The sequence below is a fragment of the Rummeliibacillus sp. GQ308 genome (assembly GCF_059759115.1).
The window spans coordinates 1,437,331-1,463,471 of record NZ_JCAXDQ010000001.1; the positions used below are offsets into that span (position 1 = coordinate 1,437,331).

The 26,141-nt window shown below is 35.2% G+C and carries 27 protein-coding genes and 1 riboswitch; of the genes, 22 read left to right on the top strand and 5 right to left on the bottom strand.

Annotated features, from left to right (window positions below; all coding sequences use genetic code 11):
• Positions 1-599: 599 nt before the first annotated feature.
• The 12 genes from AC6CHJ_RS07110 to AC6CHJ_RS07165 all read left to right on the top strand — a co-directional run bounded on the left by AC6CHJ_RS07110 (position 600) and on the right by AC6CHJ_RS07165 (position 14,376).
• Positions 600-848 carry a hypothetical protein gene (locus tag AC6CHJ_RS07110; RefSeq protein WP_147193494.1) on the top strand — a complete coding sequence of 83 codons (249 nt, stop codon included), beginning with the start codon at positions 600-602 and terminating at the stop codon, positions 846-848.
• A 387-nt stretch (positions 849-1,235) separates the two neighbouring features.
• Positions 1,236-3,602, top strand: a complete 2,367-nt coding sequence (locus tag AC6CHJ_RS07115; RefSeq protein ID WP_498287845.1) for a heavy metal translocating P-type ATPase — start codon at positions 1,236-1,238, stop codon at positions 3,600-3,602.
• A gap of 175 nt (positions 3,603-3,777) precedes the next feature.
• Positions 3,778-3,898: riboswitch (SAM riboswitch) on the top strand.
• Between the two features lie 92 nt (positions 3,899-3,990).
• Positions 3,991-5,178 (top strand): methionine adenosyltransferase, encoded by a 1,188-nt coding sequence (gene metK / locus AC6CHJ_RS07120; RefSeq protein ID WP_498288522.1) that lies wholly within the window; start codon positions 3,991-3,993, stop codon positions 5,176-5,178.
• Entirely contained in the window at positions 5,178-6,674 is a 1,497-nt protein-coding gene (locus AC6CHJ_RS07125) for an aminotransferase class I/II-fold pyridoxal phosphate-dependent enzyme (protein ID WP_498287846.1), read from the top strand. Before metK ends, AC6CHJ_RS07125 begins: the two co-directional genes overlap by 1 nt.
• A complete protein-coding gene (speD, locus tag AC6CHJ_RS07130) occupies positions 6,675-7,115 on the top strand; it encodes an adenosylmethionine decarboxylase (protein ID WP_066787050.1) in 441 nt (146 codons plus the stop codon).
• On the top strand, positions 7,115-7,969 hold the full coding sequence (speE, locus tag AC6CHJ_RS07135) for a polyamine aminopropyltransferase (protein ID WP_066787053.1): 855 nt from the start codon (positions 7,115-7,117) through the stop codon (positions 7,967-7,969). Before speD ends, speE begins: the two co-directional genes overlap by 1 nt.
• A 4-nt stretch (positions 7,970-7,973) precedes the next feature.
• Positions 7,974-8,819 (top strand): agmatinase, encoded by an 846-nt coding sequence (speB, locus tag AC6CHJ_RS07140; RefSeq protein WP_498288524.1) that lies wholly within the window; start codon positions 7,974-7,976, stop codon positions 8,817-8,819.
• A gap of 162 nt (positions 8,820-8,981) precedes the next feature.
• A complete protein-coding gene (locus AC6CHJ_RS07145) occupies positions 8,982-9,518 on the top strand; it encodes a sigma-70 family RNA polymerase sigma factor (RefSeq protein WP_498287848.1) in 537 nt (178 codons plus the stop codon).
• Positions 9,511-10,905 carry a DUF4179 domain-containing protein gene (locus tag AC6CHJ_RS07150; RefSeq protein ID WP_392994026.1) on the top strand — a complete coding sequence of 465 codons (1,395 nt, stop codon included), beginning with the start codon at positions 9,511-9,513 and terminating at the stop codon, positions 10,903-10,905. Before AC6CHJ_RS07145 ends, AC6CHJ_RS07150 begins: the two co-directional genes overlap by 8 nt.
• A 211-nt stretch (positions 10,906-11,116) precedes the next feature.
• A complete protein-coding gene (locus AC6CHJ_RS07155) occupies positions 11,117-12,427 on the top strand; it encodes an aspartate aminotransferase family protein (RefSeq protein WP_392995629.1) in 1,311 nt (436 codons plus the stop codon).
• 1 nt (position 12,428) lies between these two features.
• A complete protein-coding gene (locus AC6CHJ_RS07160) occupies positions 12,429-13,214 on the top strand; it encodes a transporter substrate-binding domain-containing protein (protein WP_392994024.1) in 786 nt (261 codons plus the stop codon).
• A 199-nt stretch (positions 13,215-13,413) separates the two neighbouring features.
• Complete coding sequence (locus AC6CHJ_RS07165; RefSeq protein ID WP_498287850.1) at positions 13,414-14,376, top strand: SLAC1 family transporter; 963 nt, start codon at positions 13,414-13,416, stop codon at positions 14,374-14,376.
• Positions 14,377-14,558: 182 nt separating this feature from the next.
• Here the strand turns inward: AC6CHJ_RS07165 and AC6CHJ_RS07170 are convergent, their stop codons facing one another.
• Entirely contained in the window at positions 14,559-14,894 is a 336-nt protein-coding gene (locus tag AC6CHJ_RS07170) for a 2Fe-2S iron-sulfur cluster-binding protein (RefSeq protein ID WP_147193485.1), read from the bottom strand.
• 645 nt (positions 14,895-15,539) lie between these two features.
• On the opposite strand from AC6CHJ_RS07170, the gene AC6CHJ_RS07175 reads away from it, so the two are divergent.
• Genes AC6CHJ_RS07175 through AC6CHJ_RS07185 form a run of 3 tightly spaced genes read left to right on the top strand, consistent with a single transcriptional unit; the run spans position 15,540 to position 17,725 of the window.
• The gene (locus tag AC6CHJ_RS07175) at positions 15,540-16,325 is read left to right on the top strand and encodes a transporter substrate-binding domain-containing protein (protein ID WP_498287852.1); all 786 of its coding nucleotides are present in this window, start codon (positions 15,540-15,542) and stop codon (positions 16,323-16,325) included.
• A gap of 22 nt (positions 16,326-16,347) precedes the next feature.
• Positions 16,348-17,010, top strand: coding sequence for an amino acid ABC transporter permease (locus AC6CHJ_RS07180; protein ID WP_066787081.1), 663 nt, complete (start codon positions 16,348-16,350; stop codon positions 17,008-17,010).
• A complete protein-coding gene (locus AC6CHJ_RS07185; protein ID WP_392994013.1) occupies positions 17,003-17,725 on the top strand; it encodes an amino acid ABC transporter ATP-binding protein in 723 nt (240 codons plus the stop codon). Before AC6CHJ_RS07180 ends, AC6CHJ_RS07185 begins: the two co-directional genes overlap by 8 nt.
• A gap of 56 nt (positions 17,726-17,781) precedes the next feature.
• Here the strand turns inward: AC6CHJ_RS07185 and AC6CHJ_RS07190 are convergent, their stop codons facing one another.
• The 3 genes from AC6CHJ_RS07190 to AC6CHJ_RS07200 all read right to left on the bottom strand — a co-directional run bounded on the left by AC6CHJ_RS07190 (position 17,782) and on the right by AC6CHJ_RS07200 (position 19,214).
• On the bottom strand, positions 17,782-17,934 hold the full coding sequence (locus AC6CHJ_RS07190) for a hypothetical protein (RefSeq protein ID WP_184117487.1): 153 nt from the start codon (positions 17,932-17,934) through the stop codon (positions 17,782-17,784).
• A 103-nt stretch (positions 17,935-18,037) separates the two neighbouring features.
• Positions 18,038-18,883, bottom strand: coding sequence for a DUF1129 domain-containing protein (locus AC6CHJ_RS07195; RefSeq protein WP_498287855.1), 846 nt, complete (start codon positions 18,881-18,883; stop codon positions 18,038-18,040).
• A 1-nt stretch (position 18,884) separates the two neighbouring features.
• On the bottom strand, positions 18,885-19,214 hold the full coding sequence (locus AC6CHJ_RS07200) for a PadR family transcriptional regulator (RefSeq protein WP_249775941.1): 330 nt from the start codon (positions 19,212-19,214) through the stop codon (positions 18,885-18,887).
• 169 nt (positions 19,215-19,383) lie between these two features.
• On the opposite strand from AC6CHJ_RS07200, the gene AC6CHJ_RS07205 reads away from it, so the two are divergent.
• The 7 genes from AC6CHJ_RS07205 to AC6CHJ_RS07235 all read left to right on the top strand — a co-directional run bounded on the left by AC6CHJ_RS07205 (position 19,384) and on the right by AC6CHJ_RS07235 (position 24,746).
• On the top strand, positions 19,384-19,962 hold the full coding sequence (locus tag AC6CHJ_RS07205; RefSeq protein ID WP_392994008.1) for a hypothetical protein: 579 nt from the start codon (positions 19,384-19,386) through the stop codon (positions 19,960-19,962).
• A 130-nt stretch (positions 19,963-20,092) separates the two neighbouring features.
• The gene (locus AC6CHJ_RS07210; protein WP_498287857.1) at positions 20,093-20,869 is read left to right on the top strand and encodes a hypothetical protein; all 777 of its coding nucleotides are present in this window, start codon (positions 20,093-20,095) and stop codon (positions 20,867-20,869) included.
• A gap of 3 nt (positions 20,870-20,872) precedes the next feature.
• Complete coding sequence (locus tag AC6CHJ_RS07215; RefSeq protein ID WP_147193477.1) at positions 20,873-21,250, top strand: GntR family transcriptional regulator; 378 nt, start codon at positions 20,873-20,875, stop codon at positions 21,248-21,250.
• Positions 21,240-21,956 (top strand): ABC transporter ATP-binding protein, encoded by a 717-nt coding sequence (locus AC6CHJ_RS07220; RefSeq protein ID WP_498287859.1) that lies wholly within the window; start codon positions 21,240-21,242, stop codon positions 21,954-21,956. Before AC6CHJ_RS07215 ends, AC6CHJ_RS07220 begins: the two co-directional genes overlap by 11 nt.
• Complete coding sequence (locus AC6CHJ_RS07225) at positions 21,949-22,854, top strand: ABC transporter ATP-binding protein (protein ID WP_147193475.1); 906 nt, start codon at positions 21,949-21,951, stop codon at positions 22,852-22,854. The genes AC6CHJ_RS07220 and AC6CHJ_RS07225 overlap by 8 nt, the downstream gene beginning before the upstream one ends.
• Complete coding sequence (locus AC6CHJ_RS07230) at positions 22,847-23,800, top strand: ABC transporter permease (RefSeq protein WP_498287861.1); 954 nt, start codon at positions 22,847-22,849, stop codon at positions 23,798-23,800. The genes AC6CHJ_RS07225 and AC6CHJ_RS07230 overlap by 8 nt, the downstream gene beginning before the upstream one ends.
• A 409-nt stretch (positions 23,801-24,209) precedes the next feature.
• Positions 24,210-24,746, top strand: a complete 537-nt coding sequence (locus AC6CHJ_RS07235; protein ID WP_498287863.1) for a hypothetical protein — start codon at positions 24,210-24,212, stop codon at positions 24,744-24,746.
• Positions 24,747-24,944: 198 nt separating this feature from the next.
• On the opposite strand, the gene AC6CHJ_RS07240 is transcribed toward AC6CHJ_RS07235, so the two are convergent.
• On the bottom strand, positions 24,945-26,108 hold the full coding sequence (locus tag AC6CHJ_RS07240; protein WP_498287865.1) for an acyl-CoA dehydrogenase family protein: 1,164 nt from the start codon (positions 26,106-26,108) through the stop codon (positions 24,945-24,947).
• Positions 26,109-26,141: the final 33 nt, after the last annotated feature.

Here is a 26,141-nt window from a genome sequence, read left to right on the forward strand (position 1 = left end):
GAATGATGATACCTGTTGGGATAGTATAGCTTCTGTCTAATTCAATAAGCGCAAGTGCAATATTTAATATTTCTTTTTTTACTTCTTCTGATGTAAATGATAAATGAACTATATAAAATTTTGATATGGAAAAGTAAGTTATTGATCCAAGCATATAGATTAGTCGGCAATAAGTTGACTTTGATTTGTTCATCTCTACAATTAGAAAGGGCAAGTGGGGATTCTTTTAGATAGATGGTAAATGTAAAATAATGAGAAGGATTTTTCTTTTGTTTATTATTGATATGAAGCAGGTACCTATAGTAATAACTTACTTTTCAAGGCACATTTGAGGAAATAGGTATTTTAAGCAAAATTGGTACTGGTATTTATTTCTTATTACAAGTATTCAAGTATTAGTGTTGATTTATGGATTTATTCTTAAATTTAAACAAAAATACTTTTTTATCAAAAAACAGTCAATTTTTCAGTGCGCATACCATATTATAGAAAACTTAAATCGCAGTTACGTGGCCTGACAAGTTATAAGGTTCATTTTTTGCGAAATAATAATATGGCTATTCATTACTGAATAGTAGTTAGAGGAAGGGATTGATGTAATGCTAACGTTAACTATTAATAAGGAGAATAAGGATTATGTAGTAGAGTACCTTTCTAAGAAAGAAAAAGGGGTTTTATGGCTGTCTAAGGATTCCCTTTACGAATCTATTTACAAGCTAGGTCGCAACATTCATCTTAACGATGTGCATTTTCGTATAACGAAGGATTTGCGATTGCCTTTACTTTCTTTTCTGTCGATTGAATATCCTGGTGAACTTTATGAACACAAAATCACCATCATGGATTAAAAAATCAAAGCAAAATTCTAACTAGTATTCCTTGTCATTTCCTTATAATAGGCTGGGAAAATCCTTTCCTTTGGCAAAACCTACACTTTTGTGTAGGTTTTTTATTTTATCCGAAATCCTTTTTATTTGTATTTTAATTAAAATTCTGTTTATTCATTGACGTTTTTTATGTTAATGAATATAATGTAGTCAATACTATATATGAGCATTTGTTCATATATTGCTAGTGAAGTAATTAAGAGCTTAAATTTGCATACATTTAACATATGAATATTTGATCATATATTATTGAGAGGTGATGGAAATGCAAATAAAAGTAAATAGCGTGGTTAAAAAGGGTAGGGATTGTATGAAAGAGCAGAAAAAAGAGAAAGGAGGGTGAATAAATTGGAAAACAAAAAAGTAAAGCAAGAACTTCTGTTAGAAGGACTTGATTGTGCAAATTGCGCGATGAAAATTGAAAAAAGTGTAAATGGTATTCAATCCGTTACTTCGTGTAATGTTAATTTCGCCACGAAGACATTGACGATGGAGATGGATAAGGCAAAAGAAATAGATACCATTGTAGAAGCAAGGCGTAATATTCACAGGCTAGAGCCGCACATCAATATATTAGAAAAAGGACGGAAAGCGAGAAATACTCATAACCACACTCTGTACTTGGATGGACTAGATTGTGCAAATTGCGCAGCAAAGATAGAAAAAAGTGTAGGAGAATTAGAAGGAGTTACCAGTTCTTCTGTAGATTTTGTATCAAAAAAATTAATAATAGAAGTTTCCGAATCCGCCACTTCGGAACAATTGGTGATAAATGAAGCAGTGAAGCTAATTAACCGGATTGAACCACACGTGAAAGTCATTGAAGAATACGACAAAGATTCACATGAACACAATCATGAAACTGGAAATACAAAAAAAGTGTTGGTTCGACTGGGAATTGGTATAGTTATAGGCTCGCTTGGCATGTTTACTCCTGTTTCAGGTATATATGAGTTAGCTCTATTTCTTCTTGCTTATTTAATCGTAGGTGGGGATGTCATCTATAGGGCCTTTAGGAATATCTTGCGTGGGCAAGTATTTGATGAGCATTTTCTTATGGCTCTTGCAACTATTGGCGCGTTTGCAATCAAGCAATATCCAGAAGGTGTTGCTGTTATGCTGTTCTACCAAGTGGGTGAATTATTCCAAGGCATTGCTGTAAACCGTTCTCGCAAATCCATTGGGGATTTGATGGATATCAGACCAGACTATGCCAACATAAAAGTCGGAAATGAAATAAAAAGAGTTTCGCCTGATGAAGTAAAGATTGGGGATATCATTGTCATTAAACCAGGCGAAAAGGTTCCATTAGATGGAAAGGTCATAGAAGGAAACTCCATGGTAGACACATCTGCGCTAACAGGTGAATCAGTTCCAAGAGAGGTGCAGTCTGGTTCTGATGTACTAAGTGGGTTTATCAATAAAAGTGGGCTATTGAGTGTAGAGGTAACAAAGGTATTTGGAGAGTCGACAGTTTCTAAAATACTAGATCTCGTACAAAATGCTAGCAGCCGAAAAGCACCAACCGAAAATTTTATTACGAAATTTGCTCGTTATTACACACCGGTTGTCGTTATTGTAGCTGCTGCATTAGCTTTCATACCACCGCTATTGTTAAATGGCGCAACTTTTTCAGATTGGATTTATCGGGCGCTGGTATTCTTAGTTATCTCTTGTCCTTGTGCGTTGGTGGTTTCTATTCCATTAGGATTCTTTGGGGGAATAGGAGCAGCATCTAAGATGGGTATCTTGGTCAAAGGAAGCAACTATTTAGAAGCTTTAAATAATGTGAAGTATGTTGTGTTGGACAAGACGGGTACCTTAACCAAAGGCGTATTTGAAGTCACGACCATTTGCCCATCTGGTAATATTTCGAAAGAAGACCTATTGGAATATGCTGCTTTTGCTGAAACTCATTCCAATCACCCAATCGCACAGTCAATACGAAATGCATATGGGAAAGAATTTAGCGTTGACAAGATACAAGAGTACAATGAAATTTCAGGCCACGGTACTGCTGTAACAGTTGATGGGAAAGAAATTTTAGCTGGAAATGCAAAACTCATGAACAAAGAAAACATAGCATTCAAGGAACCTAGTGAGATTGGAACGATTGTTCATATTGCCCTAAATCGTAATTATGCTGGGTATATTGTTATAGCAGATGAACTAAAAGAAGATTCTGTTCAAGCAGTTCGTTCTTTAAAAGAACTAGGCATAAAAAAGACCATCATGCTGACTGGTGATGCAGCATCTGTAGCGAAATCTGTGGGCGAGAAACTTGGGCTTGATGAGGTGCATGCTGAATTATTGCCGCAACACAAAGTAGAAGAAATCGAAAAAATTGATGCTCAGAAAAATCCTAAAGAAAAGTTAATTTTTGTTGGGGATGGTATCAATGATACACCTGTATTAGCTCGTGCTGATGTCGGAATGGCAATGGGAGGATTAGGATCAGATGCAGCGATTGAAGCAGCAGATATCGTTATAATGACCGATGAACCTTCTAAGATACCAGCAGCTATAGGTATTGCAAAACGGACACGAGTGATTGTGTGGCAAAATATTCTCTTTGCATTAGGTGTGAAAGGTATATTCCTGCTATTAGGTGCCTTTGGCATTGCCACTATGTGGGAAGCAGTATTCTCTGACGTTGGGGTTACATTGCTAGCTGTGTTAAATGCCATGCGTGTCCTTCGAGTACCGAACCGCTAATTTTCTATCGTGAGAACCCCAAAACTCTAAGTGTTAAAAGAGTTTTGGGGTTTTATTTATCATTAATGAGGGCTTTTTTAGTAGATTTTTAATTCAACAAAATAAAAAAAGTTTTAAAAATAGATTGACAGTCAAAAAAAATTCAATTACTATAAGCCTTAGCAAAATAAAGTTGCTCTTATTAAAAACCGTTGAGACGAGGGGTCTAAGATACGGTGGCAAACCAAACTGATATTTATCAGTTCATGGGGCTCAACCTGAGCACAAAATGTACAAAGTTTTGTGAACGATAAGAGGATAAGCAGTTGATATTAATCGAAGCTTTCCTTCTAATGGTTGGAGAGCTTTTTTGTATGCTAATATTTACATTTTTTAGTAGGAGAGGATTATATTGACTGAAAAAATTTTATTTACTTCGGAATCGGTGTCAGAAGGACATCCCGATAAAATCGCAGACCAAATCTCGGATGCTGTATTAGATGCAGCTTTAGCTCAAGATCCATTTTCAAGAGTTGCATGTGAAGTGTTTACGACAACAAATATGGTTATTATCGGGGGAGAAATCACAACTTCTGCCATATTAGATATTGAGAGAATTGCTCGTGACACATTACTTGAGATTGGTTACAGTGATGCACAATTCGGTATTGACGGACATACTTGCAACATTCAAGTACTTGTTCATACACAATCACCAGATATTGCAATGGGTGTCGATTCTTCAAGTGATCTAAAGGAGATTGGAGCAGGAGACCAAGGGATTATGTTTGGTTATGCAACGGATGAAACAGAAACATATATGCCGCTTGCAATTGAAATCGCTCATACCTTGATGAAAAAAGCTTCTTTCTTAAGAAAAATTGGAGACTTTAAATGGGCACGCCCAGATATGAAATCTCAAGTGACGATCGACTATACAAATCCGACTAAACCAAGAATAGAAACAATATTACTCTCTATTCAGCATGATGAAGATGTAAATATGGCTGAATTCAAGAATTATATAAACGAACAGATTGTACAAGAAACAATTCGCACATTTGGAATGAATGAAGATATAAATACATTAATTAATCCAACAGGACGTTTCGTTATTGGAGGTCCACATGGCGATGCAGGTCTTACCGGCCGTAAGATTATTGTTGATACTTATGGAGGAGCAGCAAAACACGGAGGCGGCGCATTTTCAGGGAAAGATTGTACAAAAGTAGACCGCTCAGCAGCTTATGCAGCTCGTTATGTTGCTAAAAATATTGTAGCTGCTAAATTTGCCAAACGTTGTGAAATCCAACTTTCTTATGCAATAGGGGTTAGTGAGCCAATAAGTATCGCAATTGATACCTTCGGAACAGAAACCGTAGACAAAGATCAACTACTGCAAGCTATTCGCAAGACATTCGATTTAACACCTGGAGGAATTATCAATATGCTTAATCTTCGGAATCCTCAGTTCAAACAGGTAGCAGCATATGGACACTTTGGGCGACATGATTTAAATTTGCCATGGGAACAGCTTGATAAAGTAAGTGCTTTAAGGGAAGCCGTTGCAGGCGATTTAGCAGGAGCAACTCGTTAATGGCACAAGTGCTGCAAGAAATCCTTAACGAAAAATATGATATTTGTTCCCAAGAAAGAATGCCGTTGTTTGAAGCGCTCGTTAACTATGCAAAGAAAAATACAACCCCTTTTGATGTGCCGGGGCATAAAATGGGAGCTTTAAAAAGCCCATTAAACGATGTCTTTAGTGACTTTACGATGAAAATGGATGTCAATTCGATGAAAGAATTGGATTTATTAAGCCATCCGTCATCAGTCATTCAAGAGGCACAACAGTTAGCAGCAGAAGCTTTTAGGGCAAAAGCGGCGTATTTTTTAGTCAATGGAACATCGATTGGTATCTTAGCTATGATTCTATCGGCGTGTAAGCCAGGGGATCATATACTGGTTCCAAGAAACTGTCATAAATCAGTAATGAATGGCATAATTTTGAGCGGCGCCTGTCCAGTATTTTTAGAGCCTGAAGTGGATCAACACTTTGGAATTTCCCATGGTGTCTCTGTAAGAACGATTGAAAAGGCATTAACATTACATCCAAACGCAAAAGCTTTGCTCGTTACGTATCCAACTTATTTTGGGACGATGAATGATTTGGAGAAAATTTGCACACTTGCACATAAACAAAATATAGCAGTGATTGTGGATAGCGCCCATGGAACGCATTTATCATTTGTTGACTCTTTGCCCGACCCCATCCAAGCAGGAGCAGACTTGGTCACAATGAGTATGCATAAAACTGGTGGTTCGCTTACGCAAAGTTCTATCTTGCTTTTAAACAGCGATCGAATTTCGAGAGAACAAATTCAAAAATCATTGAATATGCTCCAATCGACAAGTGCTAGCTATCTTTTAATGAGTTCCTTGGATGTTGCTAGGCACGAATTAGCATTATATGGTGCCATTCGTTATCATTCTTTAAAAGAAATCATTGAACAAACAATCATTGAAATAGAAGAACATACTTCCTTTGAAGTATTAAAGAATAGCTATGTAAAACATAGATTTAGTCAATTGCATGATTATACAAAGCTTGTCATCAGAGTGAATGAAAGCGGACTATCAGGTTTTGAAGTGTACACGCTTCTAAAAGAAAAATATAATATTCAAATGGAATTAGCAGAAGGTTATGTTGTTATGGCTGTAATCACTCCAGCTGATACAAAAGAATCTCTAGAAAAGCTAGTGACTGCTTTGGTTGATATTGAGCACAAATATGGCAAAGGGAAAAGTATCCGATACCCGCATGTTACGCCTTTTAGTGCAAACACTTTACTTTTAACACCGAGAGAGGCTTACTATGCAGAACATGAAGAAATACCCATTCACGAAGCAATAGGAAGAATAAGTGCTGATTCTCTCATGATTTACCCACCAGGAATACCTCTTGTTATACCTGGAGAATACGTTTCAAAAGAAGTTATCGAACAGTATCATTATTATATCCAGAATTTTGGTAATATTTTATCAGATTCACCTAGAAAAAATCATATTACGGTCGTAAAGGAGAAAAAGTAAATGGGTTTAGAATTAAATACTTTAGGAAGACATGTATTAATTGAGTTATACGGGTGTCCAAGTGAAATAATAGAGAATAACGCATTAATTGAACAATATATGTGTGAAGCAGCAGACTATTCTGGTGCAACGATTGTTGAATCTGTTTTTCATCATTTCAATCCGTATGGAGTTTCGGGAGCTGTGATTATTTCTGAATCTCATTTAACCATTCACACATGGCCTGAGTATGGTTTTGCATCTGTAGATGTTTATACGTGCGGGGAGTCAGTTAGCCCATGGAAAGCCGGAGATTACTTAGCTGAAAAGCTTAAAGCAAAAAAAGTGGAATCCTTTGATTTTCCTCGAGGAACCGTTGAAAAAATTCGCCAGTTTGCTAATCGTGAATTAGGCAAAATTCAAGTGAAACCAGAAGAATATGAATTAGAAGGTGCAAAATAATGAATTGGTATACAGAACAATGGAGCGAAGACTGTAAGTTTTCAATTTCCTATGATGAGCATTTGCATAGTGAGCAATCACCCTTTCAAAAAATCGATTTCTATAAAGGTAAAGAGTTTGGCACATTTTTCACACTTGATGGACTAATGATGGTAAATGAAAAAGACCAATTCATCTACCACGATATGATTGTCCATCCTGCTTTTGCTACAAACCCAAATATCAAGAAGGTTCTGATCATTGGGGGAGGGGATGGCGGTACAGCGCGTGAAGTATTGCGTTATCCTACAGTCGAAGAAGTAGTTATGGTGGAAATTGATGAGCGGGTGTTTCGCTTGTGCCAAGAATATTTACCTGTCACTGCTGAAGGGGTAGAAGAAGATCCGCGCATGTCTCTAAAATTTGAAGATGGCCTAGCTTATGTAAAAGAAGCTGCTGATGCATCATTTGACTTGATTATTGTGGACTCAACAGATCCAATTTCTGTGGGAGAAGGTTTGTTTACAACTGCCTTTTATCAAGAATGCTACAGAGTTTTAAATACTGATGGAATCTTAATCAATCAACATGAATCACCTTATTTTGCAGAGTATGCGGACAATATGAAAAAAGCAAGGCATAAACTATCAACCATTTTCCCAATTGCAGAAGTTTACCAATATCATATGCCAACATACCCTTCAGGCCATTGGCTATTCGGATTTGCATCAAAAACAAAACACCCAATTACTAATTTAGATGCACAAAAGTGGAATGCATTCGGGTTGAAAACGAAATATTATAATACAGATTTACACCTTGGGGCTTTTGCATTGCCTAGCTATGTAAGGGAGGCATTGAAGATTGCAAAGTAAAACAATGAATATATCAACATTTATTGGCTGTGACAACAGCTATGAGGAGTCTGAACTGGCTCTATTTGGGATTCCATTTGATGGGACAACTAGTTTTCGTCCAGGTACCCGTTTTGCAATGCAAGCTATTCGCCCTGACTCATATGGGTTAGAAACGTATTCTCCTTACCTTGATCGAGACTTAGAAGATATTGCTGTGCATGATTCTGGCGATCTTGATTTACCACTTGGTAATACTGAAAAAACAATGAATGAAATTCTACTATTTACAAGAGGCCTTGTTAATGACGGGAAAAAGTTTGTAATGGTCGGTGGAGAGCACTTGGTAAGCTACCCAACCATCCAAGCCGCATACGAAAAATACCCGGATTTACATGTTATTCATATTGATGCACACACAGATCTTCGAGAAGACTATATGGGTGAAAAACTATCACATGCTTCTGTTATTAGACGTTGCCATGAATTCTTAGGCGACGGACGCATCTTTCAATTTGGCATTCGTTCAGGCCTTAAAGAAGAATTCGAATGGGCGAAAGACCATACCTATATGGAACGTTTTTCAATAGAAACTTTACCTGAAATCGTAAAAAAATTAGAGAATCTTCCTATATATATAACTATCGATCTCGATGTATTAGATCCGGGCACTTTCCCAGGCACTGGAACACCTGAACCAGGTGGTATTACGTATAAAGAATTGTTAGCTGGATTAAAGGTACTTGATGATCTGAATCATGTGGTAGGAGCAGATGTTGTGGAGTTATCCCCTCCTTATGACCCAACAGGCGCATCCACTGCTATTGCATGTAAAACGATTCGTGAATTATTATTAATCGTAGGAAAATAGATTAAGAACACTGCCACACTTATTATAAGTGTGGCTTTTTTATTGGTTCAGTGATTTGCATACTTAGCAGTATAATATAGGAGCTCTTCAAAAAACATTTAAAACTAGTGAAACTTTTATTCAATGTAATAGCACTAATATGTGAAAGGAATTGAATGAGGTATGGATTTACATAATGAAAAACTTATAAAAAAGGCGATAAAAGGAAATAAGAATGCCTTTGAAAAACTGATAAAGCAGCATTATGAGCGTATTTATAGGACTGCTTTCCTTTATGTACATAACGAGGAAGATGCTCTAGATGTCGTGCAGGAGGCGACATTTCAAGCTTTTAAAAGTATTCATTCGCTTAAGCATCCAGAATACTTTTTAACTTGGTTTACAAGAATTATAATCCGATGTTCTAGTCGGATTTTAAAAAGAAACAACAATAATGTTTTTGTAACAGATGAAGTAATATCAAATTTTCCCGAAAGAGAGCGTTTTGACCAAGACGAGTCAATGAGCTTGTTACAAGCTATACATCAGCTAAAGCACGATTATAAAATTGCCATAATATTATTTTATTATTTTGATTACTCTATCAAAACGATTAGCGAGCTCATGGAACTACCTGAAGGCACAGCAAAAACTTTTTTAAGAAGAGGTAAAGCAGAGTTAAAAAAAATCTATAAAAATGAGGAGGGATATTATGGATAAAAAGAAAATCATAAGAGCAATAGAGAATATAGAAGTCCCAAAGGATAAAGTCTTTAAGTCGATAGAAAAAGGGATAAACACCCAAAAAATTAAAAGAAGAAAAGTACTTCGACATACTGCAGCTATAGCTGTTATTCTCTTCATTTCTTTTATTTTAGGACTGTATAATCCAACGATGAATAAAGTTTTAGCAAACACACCATTAATAAGTCAAATTTTTAAAGGTTTTAACGATTCTATAGGAGTAATATTAGCGAATAAAAATGCTGTGACAGAACTAAATCAGTCTACCAAAAAGAATGGAGTGACCGTAAAGTTAACTAGTGCTTACTTTGATGGAAATATGGTTTCTATTACGGGTTTTGTAAATAATAAAGTGGATAGTGGTCATAATGAAAAAGGAGAAGTTAGCTTTGATGTCAATTTTAATCATAGTAAAGGCGATCATGACTCTTGGACAAATGGAATGACAACTAGACTTTCGAAAGTAAATAAGGGATATAATTTTCAGTGGAAAGTAGACTATCCATATAAGAAGATCAAAAAGAGATTTAATTTACCTATTACTATTCATTCTATCAATGGGATTAAGGGTGAATGGAAATTTAATATTCCAATTCAGCAAGAAAAATACAGAACTGATTTATTAATTAAAAATAAAAACTATCCAAAGTATAATTTAAAAATTAATACAAATAAAATTCTTACAGGAAAAGCTACATCTTCTCTGATCTATCAAACCGAAAAGATATATAAAAACGATGATATTTATATAATGAAAGCAGTAGATAACAATCAAAATATATATCATTTTGAAAATGGAACAACCCTCTTTGAAAAAATGAAAGGTAATATTTCACATAGTACCATCCGGGTTGGAATGGATAAACTCCGTGCTGATAGTACAAAACTTACTTTTTATCCGCAATTAACTATTAGTGAGCCATATGTGAATCATCAATTTGCTGACCATCCATTCATGATTAAAAGTAAAAGATCAAAACTTGCTATGAAAGTACAGCAAATAAGAAGAGTGAACAATCAAATTATTATTGATTATCATCTAATGGGTTTTAGAGGAAAATTGAATAAGCATCGGTTAGATATAATAGCAAACAACCTACAATATTCATTTAGATTGATAGATAACAGATACTTAAATGGAAAAGAGGATGCTTATTCACCTGGTCTTACTAATCATAGTGTTTCTCATAATAAAGTTAAGATAATCGACGGAAAAACAATAAGCTACCAATCTACATTTAATATTGCTGGAGAAGAGAAAATAGAAAATTTCAATTTCAAAAATACAATTTTGCAATTTGATTTTACGAGTTTTATTAGTGCTAAGAATTTAGCTCCTATAACTGCAACTCTTCATAAGTAATATTATTACACTTTTTAAATCATCTAAGAAAAAGGACAATTAGGCACACTTTTAGATATTTAACATAAAGTAACAAGGACGCATTTCAAAAAAAGAGATGCGTTTTTTTATATACTGTTTCTAACAATTTAAAAAACTCTTTACTAAATGAATATTTATGCTATTATGTTTATAAATATAATATAAAGTCAATTCAGTTAATAAGGAGGACATCATGGAGAGTTGGTTAGAATTATATGAACAGATGGGCGATTATCTAGCTCCTAGTATGGCAAAGGATCATCCAAATTTACCAGTGATAAAGGAAGAAGGGTGTTACTATTTTGGAGCAGACGGCAAGACATATCTTGATTTCACTGCAGGTATTGCTGTAGCAAATACTGGTCATCGTCATCCGAAAATTGTTCAAAGTATAAAAGATGCAGCAGATCAATTAGTCCATGGTCCATCTGGCGTTATTATGTATGAATCTATATTACAGTTATCGAAGAATCTTGCGGAAATCACACCGGGAAATTTAGATTGTTTTTTCTATGGAAATAGTGGCACTGAAGCAATTGAAGGAGCAATCAAATTAGCGAAATTTACTACAGGGCGACCTTATATAATTTCTTTCACAGGTTGTTTTCATGGCCGTTCTCTAGGTGCATTAAGTGTGACAACATCCAAAAGTAAATACCGTAAATTTTTGAACCCATCTAATGTCTATTCGATACCGTATGCCAATGTAAATGAAGCTCCAACAGGCTTTGCTTCAGTTCAATATACGGTGGATCTGCTTGAGAAAAATGTAAAGACACTCTTTAAGCATCAGGTTACACCGGAAGAAGTGGCGGCATTTATCGTAGAGCCTGTGCTAGGTGAAGGGGGCTATATTATACCGCCGAAAGAATGGCTACAAAAACTCCGGGAACTTTGCAATGAGTATGGTATTTTGCTTATATTTGATGAAGTTCAAACTGGTTTTGGGCGCACAGGAGAATGGTTTGCTGCACAAACATTCGGTGTCACACCAGATATTATGGCAATAGCGAAAGGGATTGCTTCAGGTCTTCCTCTAAGTGCAACTGTTGCAAGCCGAGAACTTATGGAGAAGTGGCCAATGGGCTCACATGGGACGACATTCGGTGGTAATCCAATTTCATGCTCAGTTGCATTAACAACGCTTGAAGTAATGAAAGAAGAAAACTTGCTCGAGAATACAAAACAAGTAGGGGCTTATGCAGTCGATTTTTTAAAAGGCATTCAAGAAAAATATGACGTGGTCGGGGAAGTTCGAGCAATTGGCTTAATGATTGGTATTAACATAATCGATCCAAAAACAGGGTTAGGGGATGGGATAGCATTAAAGGAGATATTGGATAATGCACTAGAAGAAGGCGTCCTCTTTTATCTTTGTGGTAATGACAATGATGTGATACGAATGATACCTCCTTTAACAGTAACGAAAGAACAAATAGATGAGGGCTTAACAATGCTTGATCATGCAATACAAAAATATATGGATAAACGGAGTGAGTAGAATGAAAAAATGGTTATTTGCTGTAATAGCCTTGCTAGCGGTATTGTTGGTAGGCTGTGGAACAAAAGATACGGAGAAAAATTCGGATGCACAAGCAGAAAATAAAGAAAAAGTTCTTGTTATGGGCACAGCAGCAGACTATGCACCTTTCGAATACATTGATGCGAAAGTTTCTGATGAAATAATAGGTTTCGATATTGATCTAGCCAAAGCGGTTATGAAGAAATTAGGTTATCAAGTTCAAGTGAAGGATATGGAGTTTAGTAGCCTTATTCCTGCGCTTCAAGCGAACAAAGTAGATTTTGTACTTGCTGGTATGACGCCAAATGAAGAACGTGATAAGGTAGTAGATTTCTCAAGTTCCTACTATGATACAAAGGAATACATTCTTACGAAGAAAGGAAGCGGTATAGAAAAAGACTCAGATCTTGCAGGGAAAGTGTTGGGATCTCAAACTGCATCTATTCAAGAGAAATTAGCGAAAACATTAGCGAAAAAGTACAAAGGTGTTAAATTAGTAAGCCGAGATCGTATTCCTGAACTTGTGCAGGAAGTAAAGTTAGGGAGAATAGATGCCATCATCACAGAAGATATAGTAGCAGACAATTATCTAAAAGATAATAAGGATTTAACCTATTATGTTATTGAGGAGCAAGAAGATCAATCCAAATCAGCTGCTTTTCCTGAAGGTAGTAAACTAACAGAGAAATTTGACCGTGCTATGGAAGAGCTAGAAAAGGAAGGCAAAGTAGAAGAATTGAAGAATAAATGGTTTAAAGTAAAGTAATCGTATGCCCTGTTTTCTTAACGAGAGCGGGGCTTTTTTGTATCTAATTAAGAATGGAGGTATACTAGAAGACGTATTTTCTGTTAAGGGTTGTGTTATTATGATGGTACTAACTACGATAGTCTGTATATTTATTCTCTTGAATTTATTTTTTAAAGTAAGTGAAGTTTCTATTCCTACCCCTGCAGGAGCTGTGGTGATGGCAATGGGGATTTTATCAATCGGTATTATTCAGTTATTTCCCCATTATCATGAAGTGATTGGTTTGATATATGCTTGTGTTTTATTCATCATCTATACTTTACTATTTGTTTTATTGCTTCTCAATCTAAAGAGAGGAGATTTTGCAAAGAAACATATTATAGACCCAATCAACAGTTTTGGAATAGGGACATGGATTGCTGCTACATCCATTGTTTTATTGAATATGGACAATCACTTATCTCAGATGAAATGGGATCAAATATTTCTCTATTCTATGGCTATTCTTCTGTATGTAGGATATATTGTCATAGTAGTTCGGAATTACTTATTTTTATTTAAAAATAAATCTTTTGCAAATAAGATAAATGGTGTAGCACTATTGCCAAGCGTAGCGACCCAATCGTTAGTGATTGCAGGTTTTACATTATTCCCGGACCTATTTAATAAAGGGAGTATTTCATTCATTTTGCTTATAGATCTGATCTTTTACTGCCTGAGCATATGGCTTTTTATAAGAGCGATGCGTTCACAATCATTTCGTGAACAGATAAAAGAGTGGAAAAGCACAAATTGTATTATTCACGGAGCTCTTTCAATCACTGGATTATCGTTATGTATTACGAAAATATCAGACGGCAAAAGCTTATTTGTACTTTGGATTATTGTCTCACTTATATTTCTTATAGTAGAGAGCATTGAAATATTACGTTTAATTGAACGGTTGAAGGCATATGGAATAAAAGAGGGCATACTTCAATACCAAACTTCACAATGGGCAAGAAACTTTACATTTGGTATGTACATAAGCTTTACGATGCATTTGCCGACGGGTCCATTAAGTTCAATTAGATATTACATTATCGATATAGGGAAATATGTGGTCATAGGTTTCTTTTTGTTTGAAGCCATACTAATGGTAAGTTTTTTATTAAAGGTAAAAATTTACAAATTACGATAGAGGTAATATAAAGCATTTAACCAGTATCTAAATGGAACTGGTTTTTTATGCATAAAAAACAATAGATATAGAAGTGCCTTTGTTAGCTTTAAAAAAGCTAAGAAAGGTTACAATAATCATATAATTCAATTATAAAAAAACGCGGTATTGCCTTAAACACCGCGTTTTTTATCTAAGCATAGTTAATCTGCAGGTCTAGGTCCTCTAGAGCCTTTTTTATTTTCTGAAGTTATAATTGGCTTAACAGTTATGTCTTCAATGACACGAATTTGACAAGATAAACGTAAACAGTCTTCATATAAATTCTCGTCAATATTCTTAATAGCAAAGGCGTTTTTTTCTACTTTCGAAATATCTTTGTATTCTCCAGCTAAGACTTCCACTCTACAAGTAGTACATTTAGCTTTTCCACCACACTGGTGAAAGATTTCTATTCCATTATCTTCAAGGGCTAAAACTAATTTTTTACCAGCTTCAACTTCAAATGTTTCTCCTCCAAGTACTGTGACAAGTGGCATTGATGAATACTCCTTTCAATTTCCTCATAATCAGGTTTTGCGAAGTAAATGTTAATATCAGTTTGTATTAATCTGACTATTCTCATACAAAAAACATTCATTGATGGAATGCATAAGCTATCGTTTTAATGAGTGTCCGAATGGTGGTTAGTTTGAAGAAGGGTTTTCAAATGTAGGTATATTTAATTTGGCTAGCTGTATAAAATAAATTTCATACAGGATAATGAAGAATACGCCAATGCATGGGATGGCAATAAATTAACGTAATAAACTCGTTGACAGCATAAAATACAGATTGGAAATGTAGAGTATCACGACTAAATGAGTTTTCTGATAGAAACCTGGCGGAATCTTGCTTTAGACTGCCTTCATAACATTATCAATTGAATCCGAAATGATTATTGCCTGAGGAATAAGGTAATTAGACAAAATTATACAAATGTAATTGTAATTATTTAAAGATTCTGTTAATATATTTTTAATAGATTATATTTATTTTTATGCAAAAAATGCTTTTATTTTTTTATTAATATGTTATTATAATTATAAATTAAAATCTATAATTATTCATATGAATTCATAATAAAACACGACGTTACATAGGGTGGTTTTATTGAAACAATGACGAGATAGGAGATTTGGACAATGAAAAAGAAATGGTTATTTACAGCAGCAGCAGTATTATCATTAACTCTAGCAGGGTGCGGATCAGATTCCAGCAAGGATGGTTCATCTTCCGATAACAATCAAAAAAGGATTTTAGTGATGGGCACATCAGCAGACTTCGCACCATTTGAATACATCGATGCAGCAAAGTCAGATGAAATTATTGGATTTGACGTTGATTTCGCCAATGCAGTAACTAAAAAAATGGGTTATCAATTGAAAATACAAGATATGGAGTTTAATAGTTTAATTCCATCCGTACAAGCAAAAAAAATTGATTTTGCGATGGCGGGCATCACACCAGATGAAAAACGTGCTAAAGTGGTGGACTTTACGGATTCCTACTATGATACAGAAGATTATCTCATTACTAAAAAAGATGTGACATACGACAAACTTGAGGATTTGAAAGGTAAAAAAGTCGGTGCGCAGGTTTCATCCATTGAAGAAGATACAGCCAACGAAATTGCAGATAAAGTGCCAAGCGTAAAAGTAGAAACGCGTGACAGAGTACCAGAATTGATTCAAGAAGTGAAATTAGGAAGACTAGACGCCATTGTATTAGAAGATATTGTAGCTAAAAATTATGTTAAACAAAATAAAGATCTAAAATTCTCGACGATTGATGGTGTCGATAACCAGAAAAAAGCAGCAGCTTTCCCTAAAGGTAGCAAATTAGTGAAAGATTTCAATAAAGCTGTAAAAGAATTAAATGACTCTGGCGAAATCGATAAGATGAAAGCCAAATGGTTCAAAGTTGATTAATTAAGGGAAGTAGGTAGTTTAGATGAATCTAGATTTTTCAGCCATTGCAGACTCCATCCCTTATATCTTAAAAGGGATTGGCGTGACGCTAGAGATAGCCGCGTTCGCGTGTGTTTTTGGCTTTATTTTGGGTGTATTATTATCACTCATTAAGTTAAGCGGAATAAAACCGTTACAATGGCTTGCAGATTTTTATACATCTGTATTCCGCGGTACACCGCTTGTTTTGCAATTAATCATTATTTATATGGGAATACCGCAAATGTTCCCAAGCATTGACATAAGCCCTATGCCAGCAGCAATATTAGCTTTCTCACTTAATTCAGCTGCTTATATTTCAGAAATTATTCGTGGCGGTATTATGGCCGTAGATAAAGGGCAGAGTGAAGCTGCCCAAGCGCTTGGCGTATCCTATACGAGCATGATGAAAGACATTATCTTGCCACAAGCATTAAAAAATATTATTCCTGCTTTAATGAACGAGTTTATCTCGCTAACAAAAGAATCCGCTATCGTTACAGTAATTGGAGCACTCGATATTATGAGACGCGCTTATATTGTGGGTGGAGCTACATTCCACTATATCGAGCCATTGCTAGTAGCAGGTTTAATCTATTATATTATTGTACTGATACTATCATATGCAGGAAAATTGGTTGAGAAAAGGATGAGAATAGGTGATTAAAGTACAAGACTTGCACAAAACATTTGGCAATAATGAAGTGCTAAAAGGAATCTCAACAACTGTTCAAGATGGAGAAATAATTGCGATCATCGGCCCATCCGGCTCAGGTAAATCAACATTTTTACGCTGTATCAACATGCTAGAAACACCAACTAGCGGTGATATCCAAATTAACGATCAGTTGATCACTGAGAAAAAAACAGACTTAATGAAAATCCGTGAAAAAGTAGGCATGGTATTCCAGCATTTTCATCTTTTTCCCCATAAAACGGTAATGGAGAATTTGACGTATGCTCCCATGAAAGTATTGAAAATCTCAAAGGAGAATGCTGAAAAAAGGGGAGAAGAGCTGTTAAAGCAAGTAGGTCTTTTGGAGAAAAAAGATGAATACCCAAATCGGTTATCTGGCGGCCAAAAACAGCGCGTAGCCATAGCAAGAGCATTGGCGATGGAACCTGACCTTATGTTATTTGATGAACCTACATCAGCGCTAGATCCAGAGATGGTTAAAGAAGTGCTAGATGTAATGAAATCGTTGACTAAAACAGGGATGACCATGTTGATCGTCACGCATGAAATGGGATTTGCTCGTGAAGTGGCAGACAGGATATTCTTCTTGGACGGTGGCCAACTCATTGAAGATGCTTCACCAACAGACTTCTTTAACAATCCTTCCACACAGCGTGCAAAGGATTTCTTAGAAAAAGTATTGTAGTAGAAAAGAAAACAGGCTATTCTTAAGTCCGAAGAACTTAAGAATAGCCTGTTTAATTATTTATTTAATTTTTCCATGAGTTTCTCTTTTTCTTTGAGATACTCTTCTTCTGTCAAATCCTCTTTTTGTAAGAGTTCTGCTAATCGCTGTATTTCCTTTAGTAGTTCCTCAGGTGAATAAGTTTTTTTATCTGGATGTTGTAATGACATGAGATAACCTCGTTTCCTCGTTAAATCTTTCTCTTCTTATTCTACAAAGAATATAAAAAGATTTCAAAAGATTTTCTGCCTTTCAACCAAATTTTAAAAAGAATTAAACCTTTTGATCATCCTTCATTTTCCAGAGTGTAAACAAATTAATCAATATAAATAAAGCAAATGGGAGAATAACGCCAAGTATCATATAAATATGATTTTGATCATTTTGCAGATACTCTCTTGTTTGAGGAATTCTTAATAATAGACCAAAGATTCCTAAGGTTAAGATAAAAGCCAGGGCACCATAGAATTCTCGTTTCTTTTTGGTAGAGATATACAAGACAGCAGTCAAAACGACACCAATGATCAGAATCCAATCTATTGGAGGACCAATTTTAACGATACCTTGCTTAGGTGCATAAAACTGAATGAGGAAAAAGACGCCGAATGATAGCATAAGTATCAACCATAATATGAAAAATTGTATAAACTTCGGTAATTTCGCCTTCATATAAATACTCACATGAATTAATTTAAACAAACCATAAATCAAAGCAATTGAAAACACCCCATTCATTAAAAGAACAAAGATGTTTATTTGTAAAAGGGGAGCTGTAAAACTTCCTATGACTACAAACAAAGAACTAATTAAGAATAGCCAGCCACTCATTTTAAAGATGGATTTCCAAGAGGGTCTATCATACTGTTTTGTTATTTGGTCTACCATTTCTTTTGGGTGTTTTCCAAAAAAGCTTTCTGCAGATTCACCATTTTTCTGTGCTTCTAATATATCTTGTAATATCATCATTAATTGCTTTTCTGTTTCCAATTCATTATAGAAAAGACCAAGAGTACGCATGTACATTAAAATATCTTCGTAGTACGCCTTATTTTCTTTGGACAAAAGTTCTCTAAGATGATTATTTTGCTCAACCAATTGTTCGGCTGAAGAATTTGCCACTTTATTCACTCTCCTCATTTTCTACTATTCGGTTAACCTTTATTATTAATGAATTCCATTGTTCTTCAAAACTCATTAATTGCTCTTCACCATAAGCTGTGATAAAAAAGTATTTCCTATTAGGCCCATCTGGTGAAGTTAACTCCTTGCTCTTAATAAGCCCCTGTTTTTCTAATTTCTGTAGCAAAGGATAGATGGTCCCGCCGACAATTGTAGTAAATCCATAATCCCTCATAATTTGTACCAGCTCATAGCCATAAACTTGTTGTCGCTTAATGATGGCTAAGACACAGCCCTCCAGTACGCCCTTTAACAATTGGGTTTCTTTCATTTGCTCGCCTCACTACTTTGTATAACATAATAGTACTGTATCATATGTTAACTACTTTGTAAAACATACTAGTGGAGAAATTATTTTATTTTCTGAAAAAACAAGGTTTTTAATTGGGAGTTATTGTATTAATATATAGACTGAACGAGTTTCCAAGGGGGACTTTAAGTTGACGATACAAAGTTTTAGGGAAAAAATGAATGAGATAAATAATCTAACATATTTTGATTCAACAGATTATTTAAGAGAAAAACCTACTGACGGTTCTAAAGTAAAAGATTTGATTATTCAAGCTCAATGCTTATTGAAACAGGATTTGAAAGAGGAGGAATTATATATTTTAAATGGAGCATTAGGCAATTTATATAGAATTAATGGAAAGCAAAAGAAGGCCATTGCTTGTTTAAAGTACTGTCTTTTGTATGCTCAGAAAGAAAAAAGCACAACAAAAGAAATTATTACTTCCATTCGACTTGGCGAGGCGTATAAGTATGATAATGAACATGGAATAGCTATAGAGCATTTTAATTTTGCGATGAAATTAGGCAAAGAAAATAAAACCGATGAATATCTGGACTTTGTTTTGCAGCACAAAGGGAAATGTCTCTTAGAGTTAAAGAGATTAGATGAAGCAGAAACCTGTTTTATAGAAGCTATGAAGTTAAGGGTCAAGAAGGGTAGACCAGCTTTAATTCAATCGACTCAAGATGCACTGAATTTATTAAAGAGAATTAGAAAAGAATTATAGCATGCTATAGATTAATACTTTATTTTACAGTTATATAATTTTTCTTCAAATTTCTGTTGATTTTTATTTCTGTCTTAGTGTACTATTTAATTAGGACACTAAGACAGAGTGACAGAAGGATGTGTATTACATGTTAGCTTTTCAAGGGCTATTGAAAAAGGACTTTCATATTTCGAAAAACTGGTTCTTTTTATGGATTGGATTTCTTGCGTTGTTTTTGATTTTACCATTCGCCTTAGAAGTTTATTTTCACCAGCCATTATCTTTTCTACCGATAGCCGTAATCATGCTACTTGGTTTTCATGTATTTTTCTTGCCGGGGATGCTACTATCTATGCTTCGTTTAGAAGGGAAAACCCAATTATGGCTTTATAACCCTCAAAACAGCAAATTATTGATTCTGTCAAAGATAGTTATTTCCATTGCATATCAGCTGGTCGCTCAATTATTTATAACTTGTGTTGGGTTAGTGATCTATCTGTTCTTCAAAGATTTATTTATTTTGGATAAAGCAGATTTATTTATCGAATTGACCACGCTAAACGCCGGTTTAGTATTGATAAGCTTATATTTTTCTCTCTGGTGTTTGTTTTATTGGACGGTTTATCACTCATTAGGTAAATATCCGAAAATGAAAAATTGGCGCTGGCTCTTCGTGTTTGTTTTGTTCATACTGCTGAGCCTGATTTCTTCTTTTTTAGAAAGTATCGATATTTTACAAGACATATTAACTAAATGGAAGATCCCCGTTATAATGGGTGCGAGTTTTAAATACAGTCATGCGGGTTATACGCTTGGATTAAATACAATGAATTTACCGGTTTTAACTCTTGTTTTGTATGTGGCTATTTCTGTTGGATTATTTGTAATATCCTGCCTGCTTCTCGACGGGAAAGTTGAGGTGTAGAAGATGACAAAAGAATTTCAAGCATCAAAGCCCATCTATATCCAAATAGCCGATCATTTGTCATCCCAAATCGTAAGAGGAGAGATCAGACCAGGCGAGAAACTTCCGTCTGTACGAGAAATGGCGATCGTATCAGGTGTTAACCCTAACACAGTCCAAAGAACGTATAGTGAGATGGAAAGGATGGGAATTGTGGAAACGAAGCGTGGCCAAGGAACATTTGTCACACAAAATGAAGAGATTGTGGATTCATTAAAAACTCAGTTACAACGAGAAATTATTGATCGTTTTGTCCAAAGCATGAGAGGACTTGGGCTCTCGGAAGAAGATATAACGGAAGGATTAAAGCAATATTTAAGGGGGGAGCAGGATGGCCGTTAAACTAAGTAATGTTTCGAAAAAGTATGGAAAAGAATTTTCTTTAAAGAATGTTTCTCTTACATTCGAAACAGGCAAAATTTATGGGCTACTGGGACCTAATGGCAGTGGGAAGTCCACTACTCTAAAAATGATTGCTGGTCTTGTTTATCCAAATAGCGGCAAAGTGGAAGTTGGAAATGAAGAAGTATCAAGAAAAATTTCTAAAAATGTGGCTTATTTAACTGAACTTGATATGTTTTATCCAGGCTTTACAGTAGCGAATATGGTAGATTATTATGCAACCCAATTTACTGATTTTGATCCTGTAAAAGCCGAAGAATTATTGAAAGAAATGAAGCTGGAACGAGAAAAAAAGATAAAACAATTATCAAAGGGAACTAGGGGCCGGTTAAAACTTGTTTTGGCGCTCTCAAGAAATGCACCTGTACTTCTTTTAGATGAGCCATTTTCAGGTCTTGATCCAATGGTTCGCGATTCCATCGTGAAGAGCTTATTGTCCTACATTAATTTTGATTTACAAACAGTGATTATTGCGACACATGAAATCGATGAAATCGAACCTCTACTTGATGAAGCGATTGTCATTTTCCACGGGAACATAATTGGTCAGAAAAATGTAGAGGAGTTAAGAGAAGAAGAAGGACTATCGGTATTAGAATGGTTTAAGGATACTGCAAAGAATATGGAGGCGAAGATGAATGGCTAGTCCGGTTGTACAATTGAACCATGTAACGAAAGTAATCAAAGGGAAGAAAATTATTGATGATTTGAGCTTCACTATTGAAGAGGGAGAAGTATTTGGCTTTCTTGGACCTAATGGAGCGGGAAAAACAACAACTATTCGTATGATGGTAGGATTGATGGGAATTACATCAGGCGAAATCTTAATTTGCGGCAAAAATGTAGAAAAAGAATTCGAAGCGGCTCTGATGAATATTGGAGGAATCGTAGAGAATCCAGAGATGTACAAATTTTTAACTGGTTATCAGAATCTTATGCAATATGCTCGTATGATAAAAGGTATATCAAAGCAAAAGATCGACGAAGTAGTCGAATTTGTCGGTTTAAAAGAACGCATTCACGATAAAGTTAAAACGTATTCACTTGGTATGAGACAACGATTAGGCCTGGCCCAAAGTTTGCTTCATGACCCAAAAGTAATGATTTTAGACGAACCTACAAATGGTCTTGACCCAGCGGGAATAAGAGAAATTCGAGATCATTTGAAAAAGCTGACGAAAGAAAAAGGAATGTCGGTAATTGTTTCGAGCCATCTATTATCTGAAATGGAAATGATGTGTGATCGTATAGCAATTATCCAAAATGGGAAGCTCGTAGACATACAAAAAGTTCACGATTATGTAAATGACACAAAACAAAAATACTTCTTCGAGGTCAATTTGGAGAATGTTGGTATACTAGATAACATTCCATATGAAAAAGTGGACAAAGGATATGAAATTGAGCTTGAAAAAGAAGAAGTACCAAAAATGATTCAAAAATTCACTGAAGCAGGCATTTCAATTTACGAAGTAAAACCAATAGCAAAAACGCTAGAAGATCGCTTTATGGAAGTTACGACAGGGGGGGAGAAGCATGCTTAATCTTATAAAAAATGAATGGATTAAAATATTTAAACGACCTGGAACTTACGTAATGATTGGGCTACTAGTCCTTGCGGTGTTAGGGACTGGCATTCTGACAAAGGTGTATGGAGATTCAGGCCAGAGTACAAATCCGCAATGGAAGCAGGAATTACAACAGGAAACAAAAGAGTATAAGAAGGAAATGAAAGGTCTTCCAAAATCAGCAAATACCTATAAGCAAAGCTTAGAAAGAGATATAGCTATTAATCAATATCGTTTAGATCATAATTTACCTCCTGAGCAAGCTGAAACAGGTTGGTCATTTATTTATGACAGTGCGTCATTCATTTCATTTGCTGGATTGTTTACGATTATTGTCGCAGCCGGAATTGTGGCAAGCGAGTTTGGATGGGGAACAATCAAGCTGTTGCTTATTCGTCCTATTAAACGAACGAAAATTCTGTTATCCAAATATTTAACTGTTATTATATTTGATGTATTTTTATTAGCTATCTTATTTATTAGCGCTGCCATTTTAGGATTTGCATTATTCGGTACAGGTGATGGGAATAATGCACATCTTGCATATGCCAATGGAACAGTTGTAGAGCAGAATATGCTTCTATATTTAATCAAAAGATATTTGTTGGCTTCAGTTGATGTCATCATGATTACTACTATGGCATTTATGATTTCAGCTGTATTTAGAAATAGTTCATTAGCTACAGGTTTATCGATTTTCCTTTTATTTATGGGTAGTACTGTCACAGCGATTATTGCCGCTCAGTATAATTGGGCTAAATACATCTTATTTGCTAATACAGATCTATCTCAATACTTTGATGGAATTCCAATGGTCAATGGGATGACGTTAGGATTCTCTATTACAATGTTATTAATTTACTTCATTGTCTTTATGCTGCTTGCATTTGGCGTATTTACGAAACGAGATGTAGCTGCGTAAAGTTAATAGGAGTATTGCATTAAGAAAAAAAAAAAATAATTATTTAATGGTGTCTGTCTCATTTTTCTTAAAAATGGATAGGCACCATTTTTTAGTTTTGTTAAAAAGCTGATTGAATCCTTCCGATTGCTTGCTAAATTTCAATCATCCATATCTGATTGTTCTAGATAGAAAACAATTTTTATTATTATAAACCTCGCTAGTCTATATATAAAATAAAAAAATGACAATAAGAGAATAATGTATAACTTTCTTAATAACTGATTGTCAAATTACTATTTGTAAAATACAGTAGTAATAGGGAATAAACAGGAATAATTTCCAATGAAAATTTATAAGAGTAAAAGAGTACATGAAAAATTGCTTGTAACACCGAACGAAGTACAAGAGAAAAAGAGGAGGTGTAAATTTGAACTTGATCGCCTGGTTGATCGTTGCCTGTGAAGTTGCATTTTGGGTAGTTATATTATTTGGATTGGTATTAAGGTATGTATTTAAGCAAAAAAAATTAGGTCTATTGTTTTTTGCATCTGTCCCATTAATCGATTTAATATTACTGGTGGTAGCGGGAACTGATATTTACTTTGGTTCCATCCCTACAGTCGCACATGCTATCGCCGCTGTTTATATTGGCAGTTCTATTGCTTTTGGCAAAAGCATGATTGCTTGGCTTGATGAGAAATTTCGTTATTATCTTATGAAAGATGGCCCTAAACCTGTGAAACGGTATGGAATGGAATTTGCGCGTCATGGTTTGAAATCATTTGGACAACATGTTTTTGCTTATATAATCGGAGCAGTATTATTAATTGGTATGATTTTTATAACAAATAATCACGTACAAGATGCGCCTTTTTATGAAATTCTTCAGTTATGGACTTTGATACTAGGTATTGACTTTGTAATATCGATATCTTATTTTATTTGGCCAAAGAGATCTTTATAAATGAGCTGTTATTCTAATCAAGATGAAATAATAGATAGATGAATAAGACAAAAGTTGATAAAAAGCCTATAAAATCTTTTAGCAAGATTTTATAGGCTTTTTTTATTTTTATTTAGATTTGTACGTAAAACCTTCGGGCAATACTCGTTTAATATCTCATTTTACCTATCAAAAAGACTTATACCTTATGATTTACGTTTATGATTGTTTATCCTGTTCAATCGCGGTTTGTGCCAGCTTCGTAATCGTCATGTCATCCATTGGTGGATTGTGAAGACCAGCCCGGACATCCCGGTAATAGCGTTGTAAAGGATTTGAATTCTGAAGACTTTTTGCGCCTGCAATTCGCATAGCAATATCTACAATTTCAATTGCTGCGTTAGTAACAGTGTGTTTCGCCACTGCCAGTTCATTTGTTAAATATGGACGCCTTTCTAAATCATCGTATGCCTCGGCAGCCCCATATAAAGTAAAGCGTGCTTGATCCAGCTTTAATTCAATATTTCCTATATGCTGCTGTACGTTAGGAAGAGTAGCAATCGGCGCATTCAAGCTATTAGGTTGATGATGATTGGCAAAGTTTATTACATAGTCACGTGCAGCCTGGGCAATCCCAAGATATGTGGCAGGGATTTGCAAAATCCAGCCATTGATATGCGTGCCTCCAAAGGGACTTTGCGGATATTCAACAAGTGCTGAAGCTTCCACCTGGACATTTTCAAGCACTAAATCATGGCTGCCCGTACCTCGCATGGACATTACATCCCAAGTTTCTTCGATTGATAACCCGGGAACATCCTTATTGATGAGGAAAAAGCCGATTACTTGTTGTTCCTCAATCCAAGCGCTTACTAGGAAATAGTCTAAAATTGGTGAAGCAGTTGTGAAAATTTTACGGCCGTTTATAGTCCAACCATTCTTTGCACGTACAGCATGTGTAGCAGGACGGCCGCCCCGCGTTGGGCTACCGGTATGAGCTTCACTTACGGCCCGATTAATAAAGATATTTTTCTGTACTTCTTTTGAAAATGATTCTAATAGTGCTGGATCCCATAGCTTATGTTCATAAAGCTCGCCGATAATGCCTAGTGTCCAGCCAATTGCTAACGAAGTATTTGTGTCATAGCTTGCTAACGTTTCTTGAAGAAGAATCATGTCATACACAGAAAAACCTTCTCCGCCATATTCTTTAGGTAAAGTAATTTTGGGATAACCCGCTTTTCTGAGAGTTTCAAAGTTTCTTATTGGAAAAAGAGCATTTTTATCAATTTCTAAAGAATCTGCGGAAAGCTCGGCTCGTAATGTTTCAATTTTGTGCAGCCAATTACGCTGTAGATCTGTTCTTATAAATAACTCTTTCATATATACACCCCACAATTAAAATAAATAAGACTT

What these genes read in the sequence shown, in the direction of transcription:
- AC6CHJ_RS07170 (WP_147193485.1), bottom strand. Translation starts at nt 14,894, where the DNA reads ATGCCACTTGTCACAGTACTTGGAGGAGAAACATTTGAAGTTGAAGCT.
- AC6CHJ_RS07175 (WP_498287852.1), top strand. Translation starts at nt 15,540, where the DNA reads ATGAAAAAGAAATGGTTATTTACAGCAGCAGCAGTATTATCATTAACT.
- AC6CHJ_RS07220 (WP_498287859.1), top strand. Translation starts at nt 21,240, where the DNA reads ATGGCCGTTAAACTAAGTAATGTTTCGAAAAAGTATGGAAAAGAATTT.
- speD (WP_066787050.1), top strand. Translation starts at nt 6,675, where the DNA reads ATGGGTTTAGAATTAAATACTTTAGGAAGACATGTATTAATTGAGTTA.
- AC6CHJ_RS07230 (WP_498287861.1), top strand. Translation starts at nt 22,847, where the DNA reads ATGCTTAATCTTATAAAAAATGAATGGATTAAAATATTTAAACGACCT.
- AC6CHJ_RS07200 (WP_249775941.1), bottom strand. Translation starts at nt 19,214, where the DNA reads ATGAAAGAAACCCAATTGTTAAAGGGCGTACTGGAGGGCTGTGTCTTA.
- AC6CHJ_RS07190 (WP_184117487.1), bottom strand. Translation starts at nt 17,934, where the DNA reads ATGTCATTACAACATCCAGATAAAAAAACTTATTCACCTGAGGAACTA.
- AC6CHJ_RS07215 (WP_147193477.1), top strand. Translation starts at nt 20,873, where the DNA reads ATGACAAAAGAATTTCAAGCATCAAAGCCCATCTATATCCAAATAGCC.
- speB (WP_498288524.1), top strand. Translation starts at nt 7,974, where the DNA reads ATGAATATATCAACATTTATTGGCTGTGACAACAGCTATGAGGAGTCT.
- AC6CHJ_RS07125 (WP_498287846.1), top strand. Translation starts at nt 5,178, where the DNA reads ATGGCACAAGTGCTGCAAGAAATCCTTAACGAAAAATATGATATTTGT.
- AC6CHJ_RS07110 (WP_147193494.1), top strand. Translation starts at nt 600, where the DNA reads ATGCTAACGTTAACTATTAATAAGGAGAATAAGGATTATGTAGTAGAG.
- speE (WP_066787053.1), top strand. Translation starts at nt 7,115, where the DNA reads ATGAATTGGTATACAGAACAATGGAGCGAAGACTGTAAGTTTTCAATT.
- AC6CHJ_RS07145 (WP_498287848.1), top strand. Translation starts at nt 8,982, where the DNA reads ATGGATTTACATAATGAAAAACTTATAAAAAAGGCGATAAAAGGAAAT.
- AC6CHJ_RS07210 (WP_498287857.1), top strand. Translation starts at nt 20,093, where the DNA reads ATGTTAGCTTTTCAAGGGCTATTGAAAAAGGACTTTCATATTTCGAAA.
- AC6CHJ_RS07225 (WP_147193475.1), top strand. Translation starts at nt 21,949, where the DNA reads ATGGCTAGTCCGGTTGTACAATTGAACCATGTAACGAAAGTAATCAAA.
- AC6CHJ_RS07180 (WP_066787081.1), top strand. Translation starts at nt 16,348, where the DNA reads ATGAATCTAGATTTTTCAGCCATTGCAGACTCCATCCCTTATATCTTA.
- AC6CHJ_RS07240 (WP_498287865.1), bottom strand. Translation starts at nt 26,108, where the DNA reads ATGAAAGAGTTATTTATAAGAACAGATCTACAGCGTAATTGGCTGCAC.
- AC6CHJ_RS07150 (WP_392994026.1), top strand. Translation starts at nt 9,511, where the DNA reads ATGGATAAAAAGAAAATCATAAGAGCAATAGAGAATATAGAAGTCCCA.
- AC6CHJ_RS07165 (WP_498287850.1), top strand. Translation starts at nt 13,414, where the DNA reads ATGGCAATGGGGATTTTATCAATCGGTATTATTCAGTTATTTCCCCAT.
- AC6CHJ_RS07160 (WP_392994024.1), top strand. Translation starts at nt 12,429, where the DNA reads ATGAAAAAATGGTTATTTGCTGTAATAGCCTTGCTAGCGGTATTGTTG.